This window comes from Pantoea sp. GCM10028869, from assembly GCF_042666835.1.
Lineage (GTDB): Bacteria > Pseudomonadota > Gammaproteobacteria > Enterobacterales > Enterobacteriaceae > Pantoea > Pantoea leporis.
Map to the genome: position 1 here is coordinate 200,403 of NZ_JBHTGO010000003.1, position 15,213 is coordinate 215,615.

The 15,213-nt window shown below is 55.1% G+C and carries 15 protein-coding genes; 7 read left to right on the forward strand and 8 right to left on the reverse strand.

The window, feature by feature from the left end; translation table 11 throughout:
* Positions 1-49: 49 nt before the first annotated feature.
* The 4 genes from ACFQW4_RS08820 to pabB form a co-directional block, all read right to left on the reverse strand.
* On the reverse strand, positions 50-1,612 hold the full coding sequence (locus tag ACFQW4_RS08820; RefSeq protein ID WP_192234061.1) for an EAL domain-containing protein: 1,563 nt from the start codon (positions 1,610-1,612) through the stop codon (positions 50-52).
* Positions 1,613-1,831: 219 nt separating this feature from the next.
* Positions 1,832-3,196: an L-serine ammonia-lyase gene (locus tag ACFQW4_RS08825; protein WP_101764191.1), complete on the reverse strand. Its 1,365-nt coding sequence runs from the start codon at positions 3,194-3,196 to the stop codon at positions 1,832-1,834.
* 323 nt (positions 3,197-3,519) lie between these two features.
* On the reverse strand, positions 3,520-4,089 hold the full coding sequence (locus ACFQW4_RS08830; RefSeq protein WP_377724899.1) for a CoA pyrophosphatase: 570 nt from the start codon (positions 4,087-4,089) through the stop codon (positions 3,520-3,522).
* Between the two features lies 1 nt (position 4,090).
* Positions 4,091-5,449: an aminodeoxychorismate synthase component 1 gene (gene pabB / locus ACFQW4_RS08835; RefSeq protein WP_377724901.1), complete on the reverse strand. Its 1,359-nt coding sequence runs from the start codon at positions 5,447-5,449 to the stop codon at positions 4,091-4,093.
* Positions 5,450-5,559: 110 nt separating this feature from the next.
* On the opposite strand from pabB, the gene ACFQW4_RS08840 reads away from it, so the two are divergent.
* Positions 5,560-5,757, forward strand: a complete 198-nt coding sequence (locus ACFQW4_RS08840; RefSeq protein ID WP_008110398.1) for a YoaH family protein — start codon at positions 5,560-5,562, stop codon at positions 5,755-5,757.
* A 14-nt stretch (positions 5,758-5,771) separates the two neighbouring features.
* Here the strand turns inward: ACFQW4_RS08840 and ACFQW4_RS08845 are convergent, their stop codons facing one another.
* Positions 5,772-6,116 (reverse strand): RidA family protein, encoded by a 345-nt coding sequence (locus ACFQW4_RS08845; protein ID WP_377724903.1) that lies wholly within the window; start codon positions 6,114-6,116, stop codon positions 5,772-5,774.
* A gap of 124 nt (positions 6,117-6,240) precedes the next feature.
* Between ACFQW4_RS08845 and ACFQW4_RS08850 the strand changes: the two genes are divergently transcribed.
* From ACFQW4_RS08850 to rnd, 5 genes are all read left to right on the forward strand, one after another.
* Positions 6,241-8,151 (forward strand): ATP-dependent DNA helicase, encoded by a 1,911-nt coding sequence (locus ACFQW4_RS08850; protein WP_176970030.1) that lies wholly within the window; start codon positions 6,241-6,243, stop codon positions 8,149-8,151.
* Between the two features lie 51 nt (positions 8,152-8,202).
* Positions 8,203-8,901, forward strand: a complete 699-nt coding sequence (gene tsaB, locus ACFQW4_RS08855) for a tRNA (adenosine(37)-N6)-threonylcarbamoyltransferase complex dimerization subunit type 1 TsaB (protein ID WP_101764196.1) — start codon at positions 8,203-8,205, stop codon at positions 8,899-8,901.
* 60 nt (positions 8,902-8,961) lie between these two features.
* Positions 8,962-9,555, forward strand: a complete 594-nt coding sequence (locus ACFQW4_RS08860; protein ID WP_217546471.1) for a Slp family lipoprotein — start codon at positions 8,962-8,964, stop codon at positions 9,553-9,555.
* A 209-nt stretch (positions 9,556-9,764) separates the two neighbouring features.
* Positions 9,765-11,441: a long-chain-fatty-acid--CoA ligase FadD gene (gene fadD, locus ACFQW4_RS08865; protein WP_146001316.1), complete on the forward strand. Its 1,677-nt coding sequence runs from the start codon at positions 9,765-9,767 to the stop codon at positions 11,439-11,441.
* A gap of 98 nt (positions 11,442-11,539) precedes the next feature.
* Positions 11,540-12,661, forward strand: a complete 1,122-nt coding sequence (gene rnd / locus ACFQW4_RS08870) for a ribonuclease D (protein ID WP_192411700.1) — start codon at positions 11,540-11,542, stop codon at positions 12,659-12,661.
* A 55-nt stretch (positions 12,662-12,716) separates the two neighbouring features.
* On the opposite strand, the gene minE is transcribed toward rnd, so the two are convergent.
* The 3 genes from minE to minC are packed head-to-tail and all read right to left on the reverse strand — an operon-like array spanning position 12,717 to position 14,546.
* Entirely contained in the window at positions 12,717-12,986 is a 270-nt protein-coding gene (gene minE / locus ACFQW4_RS08875) for a cell division topological specificity factor MinE (protein ID WP_007889661.1), read from the reverse strand.
* Between the two features lie 3 nt (positions 12,987-12,989).
* Positions 12,990-13,802, reverse strand: a complete 813-nt coding sequence (gene minD, locus ACFQW4_RS08880; protein ID WP_007889662.1) for a septum site-determining protein MinD — start codon at positions 13,800-13,802, stop codon at positions 12,990-12,992.
* 33 nt (positions 13,803-13,835) lie between these two features.
* Positions 13,836-14,546, reverse strand: a complete 711-nt coding sequence (gene minC / locus ACFQW4_RS08885) for a septum site-determining protein MinC (protein ID WP_377724908.1) — start codon at positions 14,544-14,546, stop codon at positions 13,836-13,838.
* A 153-nt stretch (positions 14,547-14,699) separates the two neighbouring features.
* Here minC and ACFQW4_RS08890 point away from each other — a divergent pair, with 153 nt between their 5' ends.
* On the forward strand, positions 14,700-14,975 hold the full coding sequence (locus ACFQW4_RS08890; RefSeq protein WP_176970024.1) for a YcgL domain-containing protein: 276 nt from the start codon (positions 14,700-14,702) through the stop codon (positions 14,973-14,975).
* The last annotated feature ends 238 nt before the right edge of the window (positions 14,976-15,213 follow it).

Genomic DNA, 15,213 nt, shown 5'->3' on the forward strand with positions numbered 1-15,213 from the left:
CGGAATGAAGTAAACAATAACGGCCACGCCAAAAGGAGTGGCCGTTTTTTTATGCGCTTAGCTGCGCCTGATGCTGCTCCAGCCATTGCGGGAAATCCTCAATCGGCATCGGGCGCGCGTAGAAATAGCCTTGCAGATGGTCGACGCCGCGCTCACGCAGATAGTGTGCCTGCTCGGCAGTTTCCACACCTTCCGCCACCAGTGAAATATTCAGGCGCTGCGCCAGCGAGATCACCATATCGGTAACGGTCGCGTTAATCGCATCGGTGCCAATGGCGGCGGTGAAAATCTTGTCGATTTTAAGCACATCCGGTTGGAGGTCTTTCAGATAAGCCAGCGAACTGTGGCCGGTACCGAAATCATCAATCGCCAGACGCACACCAATTTCATGCAGTTGCGACACCACCGATTGATCGATGATTGGCAGGGCATCACGCTCCGTCAGCTCAACCACCAGTTTTGGCATGGGATTGGCCGGCCACCAGATATTTTGCAGATCTTCCACAATGGCGCGATCGCGAAAATGGCTGGCGGCAACGTTAATCGCAATGTGGAACGACGGACATTGCGGCAGATTGGGCAGCTCAGCCACGACTTTCGCCAGCACGAAGCGGGTCAACGGCGCGATCAGGTTTTGCCGCTCGGCCAGCGGAATAAACACGTCCGGCGCAATCCAGCCCTGACGCTGGTTATGCCAGCGCAGCAGCAGCTCCATGCCGTCACACTCGCCGCTTTTGGCGTTAATCAGCGGCTGGCAATAAACCATAAATTCGTTAGCGGTGATGCCATAACTGATCTGCCAACTGAGGCTCATGCGATTGGCGGTCGCCAGCCAGACGATGTACCCCATCAGCAGGCTGAGCATCAGCGCCAGCGGCAGCTGTGAAGGTAGCGTGTTAAGCGCCAACCGGGCGGGAGAAGGGCCGTACAAGGTGATGCTAAACGGATAACGCAGTGATGCCTGATCGTACGCCACTTCATCTTCAGACGGTTCAGTTTGTTCAATCAGCGGATTACCGTATTCAAGGCTCTGACCACCCACATTGAATATGGCGCGCTCAACCCACGGCAACTGCGGCTCCAGCAGATAATTGGTCATCAATTCAATATTAATGACTTGCAGCAGACCTTCGCGATTATCCAGCGATTTTGGCGTCCACAGCAGCAGCACCGGCGAGCCTTTCAACAGATCACTGTCCGTGGCCAACATCATGCGCTGATTATTGATAGCTAATTCAGGATAGGTTTGGCTGAAGGAGAGGTTTTGCGGGCCAAAAATGCTGGAGCAGTAGAGCGCGTCGTCCTTAACAAGCAGCACGGTGCGCACGGTTTGCAGCGCGGCAATTTTCTCAATCAGCGGATAACGCACTTGCGCACAAGGTACGCCAACCAGACCGAGTGTGTTGTTGGCGGAAACATCCAGCGGCGAGAACATACGATCAAAGCGTTCAATCGCGCGGGTGGCGAAATTCAGCGACTGCTGCTCAATACGCGATTTCTCTTCGATATAACGAAAAGTTAGCGTCAGGACCAGAACCAGCGAGGCGATCACTAACGCAATAAGCAGTCGCTTACGGCGAAATTGACCCACAAATTGCTGGGGAATGAGCATCAGTAACCACCTTGCAAAACAAAGATTGAAGCCAAATTAACGTGTAGGTTATCGGCATTGAGGCGGCCAGGTTTAGCGCGGCTGAATAAAAAATACGGCACTAAAAAAAGCGCGGCCACAAAGGGCCGCGCTCAAAATCAATGTATCTGTTTTACTCAGTTGGAGGTAGCTACAGATGAATAAAAATAGCCAACTGTTGTTTAAATCACCAGCGAAGCGTTAATCGCACTGGACCTTAATCGCTAATCCGCCGCGAGAGGTTTCACGGTATTTAGCGTTCATGTCCTTACCGGTTTCGTACATGGTCTCAATCACTTTATCCAGCGACACGCGTGGTTCGCTGGTACGGCGCAGCGCCATGCGCGCGGAGTTAATGGCTTTTACGGAAGCGATGGCGTTACGCTCAATGCACGGCACCTGAACCTGGCCGGCGACGGGATCGCAGGTTAATCCCAGATTGTGTTCCATGCCGATTTCCGCCGCCACGCACACCTGTTCCGGGCTGCCGCCCAGCAGTTCCGCCAGACCGGCGGCTGCCATGGAACACGCCACGCCTACCTCGCCCTGACAACCCACTTCGGCACCCGAAATAGAGGCGTTCATTTTATACAGCACGCCAATCGCACCAGAAGAGAGGAAGTACCGGATGAAGATATCGGGCGTAACGGGTTCGATAAAGTGATCGTAATAGGCCAGCACCGCTGGCACGATGCCGCAGGCACCGTTAGTAGGCGCCGTCACCACACGACCGCCGGCCGCGTTCTCTTCATTCACTGCCAGCGCAAACATATTCACCCAGTCGATCACATCCATCGGATCTTTCGAGTGCTTTGAGGATGACACCAGCAGACGGCGCAGTGAAGCCGCACGACGAGGTACGCGCAACGGACCCGGCAGCACGCCTTCGGTATTCAGACCACGATCGATACAGGCCTGCATGGTTTGCCACACGTTGCCAAAATAGGCATAAATCTCGTCGCGAGTATGCAGCGCCAGTTCGTTTTTCATCACCAAACCGGACAGCGACAGCCCACTTTCGCGACAGTGGCTGAGCAGCTCTTTAGCAGAGTGGAAAGGCCACGGCACGGAAACTTCGTTCAACACCGGTTGGCCGAAATGCTCTTCATCGACGATGAAACCGCCGCCGATGGAGTAGTAGGTTTTGCTTAGAATGAGCAGATCACCCGCGAAGGCAAACACCGTCATGCCGTTTTCATGCAGCGACAGGTTTTCACTGCGGAACACCATGCCACCTTCACGCGGGAAATCCACTTCGCGCGCGCCGTTGGCTAATAGCAGACGCTCGCGCTGCTCCACGTCTTTAATGAACGCAGGAATGCCATCGATATCCACGGTGGCCGGTTCGAAGCCCGCCAGGCCCATGATAATCGCGATATCAGTGTGGTGACCTTTGCCCGTGAGCGACAGCGAACCATAGACGTCAACCGCCACGCGCGTCACGTCCTGCAATTTGCCTTGTTCGGCCAGCAGATCAACAAACTGCTTGCCCGCTTTCATCGGGCCGACGGTATGTGAACTGGATGGGCCGATGCCCACTTTAAACATGTCAAAAACACTAATCACCGGTGACACTCCTCACAAATCTTATTCTGCACGGCATAAGCCGTTTATGCGGCTAATAGTAATCGCCCATGCCGTATAACGAGCAGCTTTTCGCATGAAATAAACTAATTATAAACCCCAGAAATAGTTATCCGTTTGTACAGTTGTGAAGCGGATCGGTTTTCCCGGCGAAAGGCTAACGTTCAGCGCTGCGGATTGCCGGCCCAAAAGTGGCCCCGGCCTGCTCCGAAGCTTCAGTGTGTGCTGCTGAAGAGGGCACCTTTGCCTGAGCTCGCATCAGATCCAAAGCAAAAAGATATTTTAACTGGCAAGCATTAGGCGATTTACGGCAGGGCGATTTGTTGACCGAGCGCACGAATAATCCCGGCGGTCATGCCCCAGATAAAATAATCCTCATACCAGGATAACCAAACCTGATGTTGGCGATGACCACGGCGCAAGGTGAGATCGCTGTAGCGGCTCAAACGCAATGCTTCCGCCAGCGGCATGGCAAAGGCGCTTTCCACTTCGTCCGGATTGAGCTGCAAAGCAAAATCAGCCGGAATAATGCCCACTACCGGCGTCACAGCGAAACCGGTGCTGCTGGTCACCGGCGGCAGAACACCGATGATCTGCACCTGTTCCGGCTGAATTCCCACTTCTTCCTGCGCTTCACGCAGTGCGGTGTGGATCAGCGAGGTGTCAGTGGCATCCTGCATGCCGCCGGGAAAGGCGACTTGCCCGGCGTGTTTACGCAGGTGTGATGAGCGACGCGTGAGCAGCAAGCCAGGTTCTGCGCCGTCGATTACCGGCACCAGTACCGCCGCACGGCGTACGCTGATGGCACTTTTCGGCGCATGCAGCGGCGGTTGCAGGACAAAGCGGCTGAGGAACTGCTCAAGGGTTAAATTCATTTCAGGTCCCATCACGCAGGCTGGGCAAAATACGGTTCACCTTATGGAAGGTTTCCTGATATTCGGCATCAAGGTCGCTATCTGCCACTAATCCGCCACCGGCGGCGCAGTAAAGCTGATGGTTTTCCGCAATCAGCGTGCGAATGGTGATGCTGGTATCCATACGGCCACACAGGCTGATGTAGCCGATGCTGCCACACCACGCATTGCGGCGATGCGGCTCTAACTCTTCGATGATCTCCATCGCGCGGATCTTCGGTGCGCCGGTGATGGAACCACCGGGGAAGCAAGCACGCAGCAGATCGGTTGCGCTCAGCGTCTCAGGCAAACGTGCACGCACGGTGCTGACCAGATGATGCACCGCCGGGAAAGGTTCAACCACGAACAGTTCCGGTACGCTGACGCTGCCGGGCACGGCCACGCGGCCAATATCATTGCGCAGCAGATCCACAATCATCAGGTTTTCAGCGCGATCTTTCTGCGAGTTGGCGAGCTTCTCTGCCTGCAAACGGTCGGCCTCGGCATCAGCAAGACGCGGCAAAGTACCTTTAATCGGACGCGTTTCAATTTCCTGCTGCTGTAAAGCGAGGAAGCGCTCAGGCGATAAACTTAGCAGCGCGCTGTCCGGCAAACGCAGGAAGGCGCTGAACGGCGCGCGATTCGCCTGCGTAAGACGCAAAAATGCCTGCCACTCATCACCGCGATAGCCCGCCTGAAAACGCTGTGCCAGATTCACCTGATAGCAATCACCGGCTTGAATATAGGCCTGCACCGCGTGGAAGCGCTGCGCATACTGGTCATAACTGAGGTTGGATTGCCACTCGCTGGTCAAGGCGAAAGGCTCGGCGGGCGACGCGGTTTGTGCTTGCAGCCAGTGCCAGCGCTGCTCGGCATCGGTGAGCGAAACCAGCGTCAGTTTTTGCAGATGGTGATCGGCGATTAGCGCCCAGTCATAAATGCCCACCGCCATATCCGGCGTGGTGAGATCCTGCTGCGCGCGCTGCGGCAGGTCTTCAAAGCGTCGTCCTAAATCGTAACCGAACAGGCCAAGGGCGCCGCCCTGAAACGGTAACCCGGCATCAAAAGCCGGCGTGACGCCCAGCGCGGCACATTGCTGTTGCACCAGCAGCAGCGGATCGGCGGCGGAGTGAATGACGTCATCACCGCAGATAATTTCAGTGCTGGCACCGCGTGTAGTCAGCGTCGCGCGCGGATCGGCGGTGAGGATATCAAAGCGATTATCCGCGTGATCGGCCTGGCCGGAGGTCAGCAACATCGCCCAGCGTTGGTGGGCTAGCGGAGCAAAAAGGTGTAACAGCGTTTCGGGCGTATACTTCAGAACGAGGCTTTTTACCATCATGGGACAAATCACTTCAGCAAGCAGGTCGCTAGCCTGACATATTTTTTTGTTGCTGGCACCCGTTTGTTCCACGTGGTAATAATGCGTCCCCCATGCACCAGGAGTGAATTATGTTTACAGGTCTTCCAGCGTTATCCCATGAGCAACAGCAGCAAGCGGTTGAACGCATCCAGGAATTGATGGCGGGCGGTATGTCGAGCGGACAGGCGATTGCGCAGGTGGCGCAGGAGATTCGTCAAACCTATAAAGGTGAAGCCATTCGGGCGATGTTCGAAGACGACGAGGATGAAGAAGACGACAACGAATAACGCCCGAACGGATTTTACAGCGCGGCGATGATTTTAATTTCGACTTTATACTTCGGGTTCATCAAACCGGCCTGCACGGTGCAACGCACCGGCGCATTGCCTGGCGAAACCCACGCATCCCAGGCGCGATTCATCGCCGGAAAATCGCTTTTCTCCACCAGAAAAATGGTGGCGTCGAGGATCTTGCTCTTGTCCGATCCCACGCGCGTCAGAATGGCGTCAATCACCGCCAACGCATTGGCGGTTTGCGCTTCCGTATCTTCATCCAGGTTTTCCGGTACGCTGGTGTAATAGACGGTTTGGTTATGCACCACGGCTTCCGACATGCGGTGCTCTGGATCAATACGCGTAATGGTCATGCTGTTCTCCTTTAATTTTGCTGCGCTAGCCTGCCATATCCCAGGGGCGCATGTCATCTGTTGTGGTTGCCCGCCGGGAATCCTGACATAATTACAGTGGTTTTAATTTTTGATGTGAGGAAGTGTGGCAGACGATTTTGCAGCTGATGGCGCACTGGCGCAGGCAATTCCGGGCTTTAAACCGCGTGAAGCACAGCGCCAAATGGCCAAAGCGGTAACCGAGGCGGTGAAAACAGGCGGCGAGCTGGTAGTAGAAGCGGGCACCGGAACCGGTAAAACCTATGCCTATCTGGCGCCGGCATTGCGGGCAAAGAAAAAAGTCATTGTCTCCACCGGATCCAAAGCGTTGCAGGATCAGCTCTATAATCGCGATCTGCCTACCATCGCGCGTGCCCTGAAGTTCAGCGGCAAAACTGCGCTGCTGAAAGGACGCTCCAACTATTTATGCCTCGAACGTCTTGAGCAGCAGAATCAAACCGGCGGCGATCTCAGCGTTCAGGCGCTGGGCGATTTGATCAGCGTGCGCGGCTGGTCGTCAGAAACCACCGATGGCGACGTCAGCAACTGCAACGGCGTGGCCGAAGACAGCCCGATCTGGCCGTTTGTCACCAGCACCAACGATAACTGCCTCGGCAGCGATTGCCCGCTGTATAAAGATTGCTTCGTGGTCAAAGCGCGCAAAAAAGCCATGGACGCCGATGTGGTGGTGGTGAACCATCATCTGTTTCTTGCCGATCTGGTGGTGAAAGAGGGCGGCTTTGGCGAACTGATCCCGGAGGCCGATGTGATGATCTTCGATGAAGCGCATCAGCTCCCCGATATCGCCAGCCAGTATTTCGGTCAGCAGCTGTCGAGCCGTCAACTGCAGGACCTCGCCAAAGACATCATCATCGCCTATCGCACCGAAGTGCGGGATGTGCAGCAGCTACAAAAATCTGCCGATCGTCTGGCGCAGTGCGCGCAGGATTTTCGTTTGACGCTCGGCGAACCGGGTTTTCGCGGCAATCTGCGCGATCTGCTGAGCGATAACAACATCATGCGCATGTTTACCTTGCTGGATGATGCGCTCGAACTCTGTTACGACGTGATCAAACTGTCGCTGGGGCGCTCTGCGCTGCTGGACGCCGCCTTTGAGCGCGCGGCGTTGTATCGCACGCGCCTGAAACGGCTGCGCGCCATTGACGAGCCCGGCTTCAGCTATTGGTATGAGTGCAATAGCCGCCATTTCACGCTGGCGCTGACGCCGCTGTCGGTGGCGGAACGCTTCCGGGAAGTGATGGATAACCGCAAAGCCGCGTGGATTTTCACGTCTGCCACGCTGGCGGTGAATGAGCAGATGAGCCATTTCTCCAGCCGCCTTGGCGTGGATAACGCTACTACGATGATCCTCGACAGCCCGTTCGATTACACCCAGCAAGCGCTGCTGTGTGTGCCACGCAACATGCCGGAACCCAATCATCCCGGCGGCGCGCGCCAGCTGGCGCGCATGATGAAGCCGCTGATTGATGCCAACAAAGGGCGCTGCTTCTTCCTCTGCACCTCGCACAAGATGATGCGCGAGTTAGCCATTGAGTTTCGTGCTTCCATGACGTTGCCGGTATTGCTGCAAGGTGAAACCAGTAAAGGACAGCTGCTAAAGCAGTTCCTGGAAGCCGGTAACGCACTGTTGGTCGCCACCAGCAGCTTCTGGGAAGGTGTTGACGTACGCGGCGATGCGCTGTCGCTGGTAATCATCGACAAGCTGCCATTTACCTCGCCGGAAGATCCGCTGCTCAAAGCCCGCATGGAAGATTGTCGCCTGCGCGGCGGCGATCCCTTCAATGATGTGCAACTGCCTGATGCGGTAATCACCCTGAAACAGGGCGTGGGGCGTTTAATTCGTGATACCGAAGATCGCGGCGTACTGGTGATTTGCGATCAGCGCCTGGTTTCTCGCCCCTACGGCGGCCTGTTCCTGAACAGTTTGCCACCCACGCCGCGCACCCGCGATATTGCGCGTGCCATCGAATTTGTCCGTCAGCCAGTGGATCACTAATTGTGCCAGGCTGTGATAAGATGCGCGCCATTTTGACTCTCTGAGGTTGTTATGTCCGCCCGAATTTTAGCCCTGGACACGGCGACAGAAGCCTGTTCTGCCGCGCTGCAAAATCTGCAGCAGATTGATGCCCGCTTTGAAATCGCCCCGCGCGATCACACCCAACGTATTCTGCCGCTGGTTCAGGAGCTGTTGCAGGCGCAGCAGCTGGAGCTGACCGCGCTTGACGTGCTGGCGTTTGGCCGTGGACCGGGCAGTTTTACCGGTGTGCGCATCGGCATTGGCATTGCTCAAGGGCTGGCGCTTGGCGCGAATCTGCCGATGATTGGCGTCTCCTCGTTAGCGACCATGGCGCAGGGCGCGTGGCGTTTGACCGGCGCGACGCGCGTGCTGGCTGCAATCGATGCGCGCATGGGCGAACTCTATTGGGCTGAATATCAGCGCGACGAAAACGGTGAATGGCAGGGTGCGGAAACCGAAGCGGTGATCAAACCCGACGTGGCGCAGCAACGTATTGCCGCATTAGGTGGCGAATGGACGGCTGTTGGCACCGGCTGGCAAGCCTATCCGCATCTGCTCACCTCGCCAGGCGCGCAGCTTATTGCCTCAGAGGTATTGTTACCGGCGGCGGAAGATATGCTGCCGCTGGCGCTCAGCGCCTGGCAGCGTGATGAAGCAGTTGCGGTGGAGAATGCCGAGCCGGTTTATCTGCGCAATGAAGTGGCATGGAAAAAGTTGCCGGGACGCTAGGCCGCGCGCAACTTATCTTCGCGTGCTCAGTCTAATCAGAGAAATAACAGGAGAAGTGCTATGCCAATAAGTCGTAAAGGGATGTCTGGCGCTCTGTTAGCCTGCGCAATGCTGATCAGCGGCTGTGTTTCGGTGCCAGATTCAATTAAAGGAAGTTCTGAGCTTCCACAGCAAGATTTACTGCGCGTGATGAACGCGCCGCAACTGTTTGTCGGTCAGGAATCACGCTTCGGCGGGAAAGTGGTGAAGGTCACCAATCTCAACGGCTTAACACGCGTGGAAATTGCGACCCAGCCGCTGGATGAGAGCGCGCGTCCGCGTTTAGGCGCAGCTTCGGTTGGCCGCATCTTTGCTGACATCCGCGGCTTTGTCGATCCGGTCGATTTGAATAACCAATACATCACGGTGCTGGGCAACATCAAAGGCACCGAGAAAGGCGATATTGGTAAGGCCAGCTACAACTTTGTGGTGATCGATGTGCGCGGCTATCAGCGCTGGCATCTGACGCAACAGGTGATGACGCCGCCGCAGCCGATTGATCCCTACATCTGGTATGGCCCAACGCGCCATCGTCCGGGATATTGGGGACCCAATCCGTATTGGGGTATGAACCTCGGCCAACCGGCGCAGGTACAAACTATCCTCACCGAATAAGCTATTAATGGTGTTATTTACGGCCCGGTCGCGGTGCGTGCGAACGGGCCTTTTTATTGGGCGCGCAACCGATGCGCGAAATTTAGTGATGCGCTTCGCAACCTGAAAATGCCGAAACAGGCAAACTGGTACAATCAGTTAAAATATTGTTAACAACATTGATTGTCGAGGCGGCGATGGCTACGCAACAGGATTATCGGGGTGATTCTTTGAATAAGGTTTGGCTCAAACGCTATCCGGCAGATGTCCCTGCGGAAATTAATGCGGATCGTTACGCTTCTCTGGTCGATCTTTTCGAGCACGCAACAGAGCAATACGCCGATCAGGTGGCTTTCATCAATATGGGCCAGCCGATGACCTATCGGCAGCTGGAAAAGCAAAGCCGCGCCTTTGCCGCCTGGCTGCAGCAAGGTTTAGGGTTGAAGCAGGGCGATCGCGTGGCGCTAATGATGCCCAATCTGCTGCAATATCCCGTCGCGCTGTTTGGCGTACTGCGCGCTGGCATGGTGGTGGTCAACGTCAATCCGCTCTATACGCCGCGTGAACTCAAGCATCAGCTCGTTGATAGCGGCGCCAGCGCCATAGTGATCGTCTCGAACTTTGCCCACACGCTGGAAAAAGTGGTGGCCGAAACGCCGATCAAACATGTGATGTTAACGCGTATGGGCGATCAGCTGGCGCCGGTGAAAGCCACGCTGGTGAACTTCGTCGTTAAATACGTGAAAAAGCTGGTGCCAAAATACCATCTGCCGGGCGCGGTCCCGTTCCGCAGCGCCTTGTCGCAGGGCGAACAGATGACCTATCAACGCCCAACCGTGACCAATGACGATCTCGCTTTCCTGCAATATACCGGCGGTACCACTGGCGTGGCCAAAGGCGCGATGCTGACGCACCGCAATATGCAGGCCAATCTGGAACAGACTAAAGCTACTTACGGCAAGCTGCTGCGTCCGGGCAAAGAGCAAGTGGTGACCGCGCTGCCGCTCTATCACATCTTCGCGCTGACGGTGAACGGGCTGTTGTTCCTTGACCTTGGCGGCACCAACCTGCTGATCACTAATCCGCGCGATATTCCCGGCTTTGTTAAAGAGCTCAGCAAGTTCCCATTTACCGCCATTACCGGCGTGAACACCTTGTTCAATGCGCTGCTGAATGATGCCAATTTCAATAAGCTCGATTTCTCTACGCTGCGCCTGTCAGCCGGCGGCGGCATGGCGGTGCAAAAAGCGGTCGCCGAGCGTTGGGAAAAACTCACCGGACACTATCTGCTGGAAGGTTACGGTCTGACCGAGTGTTCGCCGCTGGTGTCAGTGAATCCCTATGACATTACCTGTCATACCGGCAGCATCGGTTTGCCGGTGCCTTCCACCGATGTGCGCATCGTCGATGATGAAGACAAGGATGTGGCGCCAGGTGAACCGGGCGAGTTGTGTATTCGCGGACCGCAGGTGATGACCGGCTACTGGCAGCGCGCCGACGCTACCGATGAAGTGCTGAAAAATGGCTGGCTGCATACCGGTGATATTGTTACCGTTGATAGCGAAGGCTTTATTCGCATCGTCGATCGTAAGAAAGACATGATTCTGGTGTCAGGCTTTAACGTGTATCCTAACGAGATCGAAGATGTGCTGATGCAGCACGAGAAAGTGCGTGAAGCCGCGGCGATTGGCGTTCCCAGCGATCTGTCGGGCGAAGCGGTAAAAGTGTGCATCGTGAAGAAAGATCCGTCACTGACGAAAGAAGAAGTGCTGGATCATTGCCGTCGCCAGCTCACCGGCTACAAAGTGCCGAAGATTATCGAGTTTCGTGACGAGTTGCCGAAGACCAACGTCGGCAAAATATTGCGTCGCGAATTGCGTGATGAGGCGAAGCGAGAAGGGCAGTAACGCGCCATTCTCCTCAGGTTAACGCCGGCACAGTCCGGCGTTTTTATTGCTTTTAACATGGAGCGCTGCGCGTTGTTTGCCGCAGCGAGAAAGACAACGTGAATTACACCCTGATCGACCAAAATGACCAACTGGCCGCCGTGTGCGAGAAAGCACGCCAGCACGCCGCCGTGGCGCTGGATACTGAATTCGTGCGCACCCGCACCTACTATCCGCAGCTCGGCCTGATTCAGCTGTTTGATGGCGACCAGCTGATCCTGATCGATCCGCTTAATATCAGTGACTGGACGCCGTTTGTGGCGCTGTTGCAGGACAAGCAGGTCACCAAATTCCTGCACGCCGGCGGCGAAGATCTGGAAGTGTTCCTGCATCGCTTTAAATGCCTGCCCGATCCCATGATTGATACGCAAATTCTGGCGGCATTTACCGGCCAGGCGTTGTCGTGGGGCTTTGCCTCGATGGTGATGCATTTCAACCAAATCGAGCTGGATAAAAGCGAATCGCGTACCGATTGGCTGGCGCGTCCGTTGACCGAACGTCAATGTGAATATGCCGCTGCCGATGTCGCCTATCTGCTGCCGATTGCCCATCAGCTGGTGGCGCAAACTGAAGAAGCCGGCAACATGGCGGCGGCGCTAAGCGAATGCAATATGCTGTGCCAGCGCCGCCTGGATGTGCTGCAACCGGAAGAAGCCTGGCGCGACATCACCAATGCGTGGCAACTGCGTCCGCGTCAATTGGCGGCGTTGCAACGCTTGGCCGCGTGGCGTTTAAACCTTGCGCGTCAGAAAGATATGGCGGTGAACTTCGTGGTGCGCGAAGAGAATCTGTGGAAAGTGGCGCGCTTTATGCCGGGCAGCCTTGGCGAGCTGGATCATTTAGGGCTGAACGGCCACGAAATCCGCTTCCACGGTAAAGCGATGGTGGCGCTGGTGGCTGAAGCGCAGGCGCAGGATGAAGCGACCTTGCCGCAGCCGCTGCCCAATCTGATCGATCATCCGCACTACAAGCAGGCATTCAAAGCCATCAAAGCGCTGGTGCAACAGGTGAGTGAAGAGAGTGGCTTCAGCCAGGAACTGCTGGCATCACGTCGCCAGATTAATCAGGTGCTGAGTGTGCATTGGGGATTGAAAAACGCGTCGCGCACACCCGAGTTACAGACAGGCTGGCGGGGCGACTTACTGAAAGCGGGTATCAGCGAGATTCTGCAGGCACTTTAATGCGAGCATTTTCCCCTGCGCAACACCGCAGGGGAAAATCAGGAAACCGCTTTAATCATTTAGGAACGTCTTCCGGCTCCGGCAGTGTCACGTTGAGCTCGAGGATCGAGATATCATCCCCTTTCTGATCCAGCTGAACGGTCACCATATCCGGGTCAATTTTTACGTATTTACAGATCACTTCCAAAATATCGCGCTTCAGCTGCGGCAGATAGTGGGGCTCACTGTCGCCCCTTCTGCGTTCGGCTACGATAATCTGCAGCCTTTCCTTGGCTATATTGGCTGTGTTCTTCTTACGGGATAAAAAGAAATCAAGTAATGCCATTGGTTATCCCCCGAACAGGCGTTTAAGGAAACCCTTCTTCTCTTCTTCGATAAAGCGGAAGGGGCGTTCTTCGCCAAGCAGGCGATCTACGGTATCAGCATAGGCTTTACCGGCGTCAGCGTTTGCGTCGAGGATCACCGGCTCACCCTGGTTAGAGGCGCGCAGGACAGATTGATCTTCCGGGATGACGCCAACCAGAGGAATGCGCAGAATTTCCAGCACATCTTCCATGCTCAGCATATCGCCACGGGTTACGCGGCCAGGATTGTAACGGGTCAGCAGCAGATGCTCTTTCACCGGATCCTGGCTGTTCTCTGCACGACGGGATTTCGAAGAGATGATGCCGAGAATACGGTCGGAGTCACGTACTGAAGAGACTTCCGGGTTGGTGGTGATGATGGCTTCATCGGCGAAGTACAATGCCATCAGCGCGCCGGTTTCGATACCTGCTGGTGAGTCACAGACGATAAAGTCGAACTCCATCGCCGCCAGATCGTTCAGCACTTTTTCAACGCCTTCACGCGTCAGTGCATCTTTATCGCGCGTCTGTGAAGCCGGTAGAATGTAGAGTTGCTCTGTGCGCTTGTCACGAATTAGCGCTTGATTCAGCGTTGCATCGCCCTGAATGACGTTTACAAAGTCATATACCACGCGGCGTTCACAGCCCATGATCAAATCCAGGTTACGCAGACCGATATCAAAATCGATGACGACGGTTTTCTTGCCTTTCTGCGCTAACCCGGTAGCGATGGCCGCGCTTGACGTGGTCTTGCCAACGCCCCCTTTACCCGATGTAACTACAATAATGCGTGCCATAAATGTTGATTTCCTTAACGAAAGAAAAGGGGCTTAATTAAGAGTCTGAATGGAAAGCGCGCCCTCTATCAGGCTGAGGCGCGCCGCTTTACCAAAGAATTCCGCCGGGATTTGATCGATCATCCAATATTCTCCGGCAATAGAGACCAACTCTGCGGCGAGGTTGGTGCAAAAAATCTGGCTGTCGCGTTGTCCGCCGACGCCGGCTAACGCGCGACCGCGCATCATGCCGTAAATATGGATGTTACCGTCGGCGACCAGTTCGGCCCCGGCGCTCACGCTGCTGGTGACGATGAGATCGGCATTGCGCGCATAAATTTGCTGGCCCGAACGCACCGGCGTATTAATGATGCGGGTTTTACTGGCGGCATCCGCCACCACTGCCGCAACAACCGGTGCGGCTTCAGCGACCGGCGCCGCGGCTTGTTTGCGGCTCTCTTTACCTTCAGAAAGGACCGGCAAGCCCGCGCGGGCGATCATTTTTTTCAGGGCTTCATCTTTGCATCCGCTGACACCCACGATACGCAGACCGGTCGCCATCACCGCTTGTTGCATTTGTTTCCAGTTAATGTCGCCGGTTAACGCTGATACATTTAGCACCACCGGCGCATTCAGCAAAAAGGCCGGTGCCTGATCGATTTTGTCCTGTAGCGCCTGACGAATCACCTCGGGTTGCGAATGATGCAGATGAACGACTGACAGGGTAAAACTGCTTCCCTTGAATTCGATTGGCGTTTGCGACATCTGTGCTGACTCAGTCCTGTTTTACGACCCTAAAATGCTCGCCGATAAAATCGGCAATAACATCAAACGGTCAATATTCGAAGTTCTGCAAGCATGTTATAGTTACTGCTATATTCAGGCAAGTGACGCCATCGGTTAATTCGAGTAAAAAATATGTTTTGTGTGATCTACAGAAGCCCGCAACGTGAACAGACTTATCTGTATGTTGAAAAAAAAGACGATTTCTCACGGGTGCCGGAAGAACTGCTGCGTGGCTTCGGCAAACCCCAGCTGGCCATGGTGCTGTCACTGGATAAGCGTGACAAGCTGGCTAACGCGGATATCAATAAAGTTAAGCAAGGTTTAAGCGAACACGGCTTTTATTTGCAAATTCCACCACCGGTTGAAAGTCTGCTCAACATTCATCTCGATCAGGGTAAAAAAGATTAATTCAGATTCCTCTGTAAATATATCCTGTAGAAATAATCAGTGCTATTTGCGTTAATTAACTGCCCGCTTTAACCCTTTATTGCGGGCAATTATCCCGGCGTTTAGCTGATTTTGTTGTATACGATTAACGACTTTTGACAATTTCCGCCACGCCTGCTGCCATAAACCCGCTAATATATTCCACCTCAGCGTGCCGCGTTCCGGCACTGAGCCAGACTTCATCGCCAGATGCACTGGC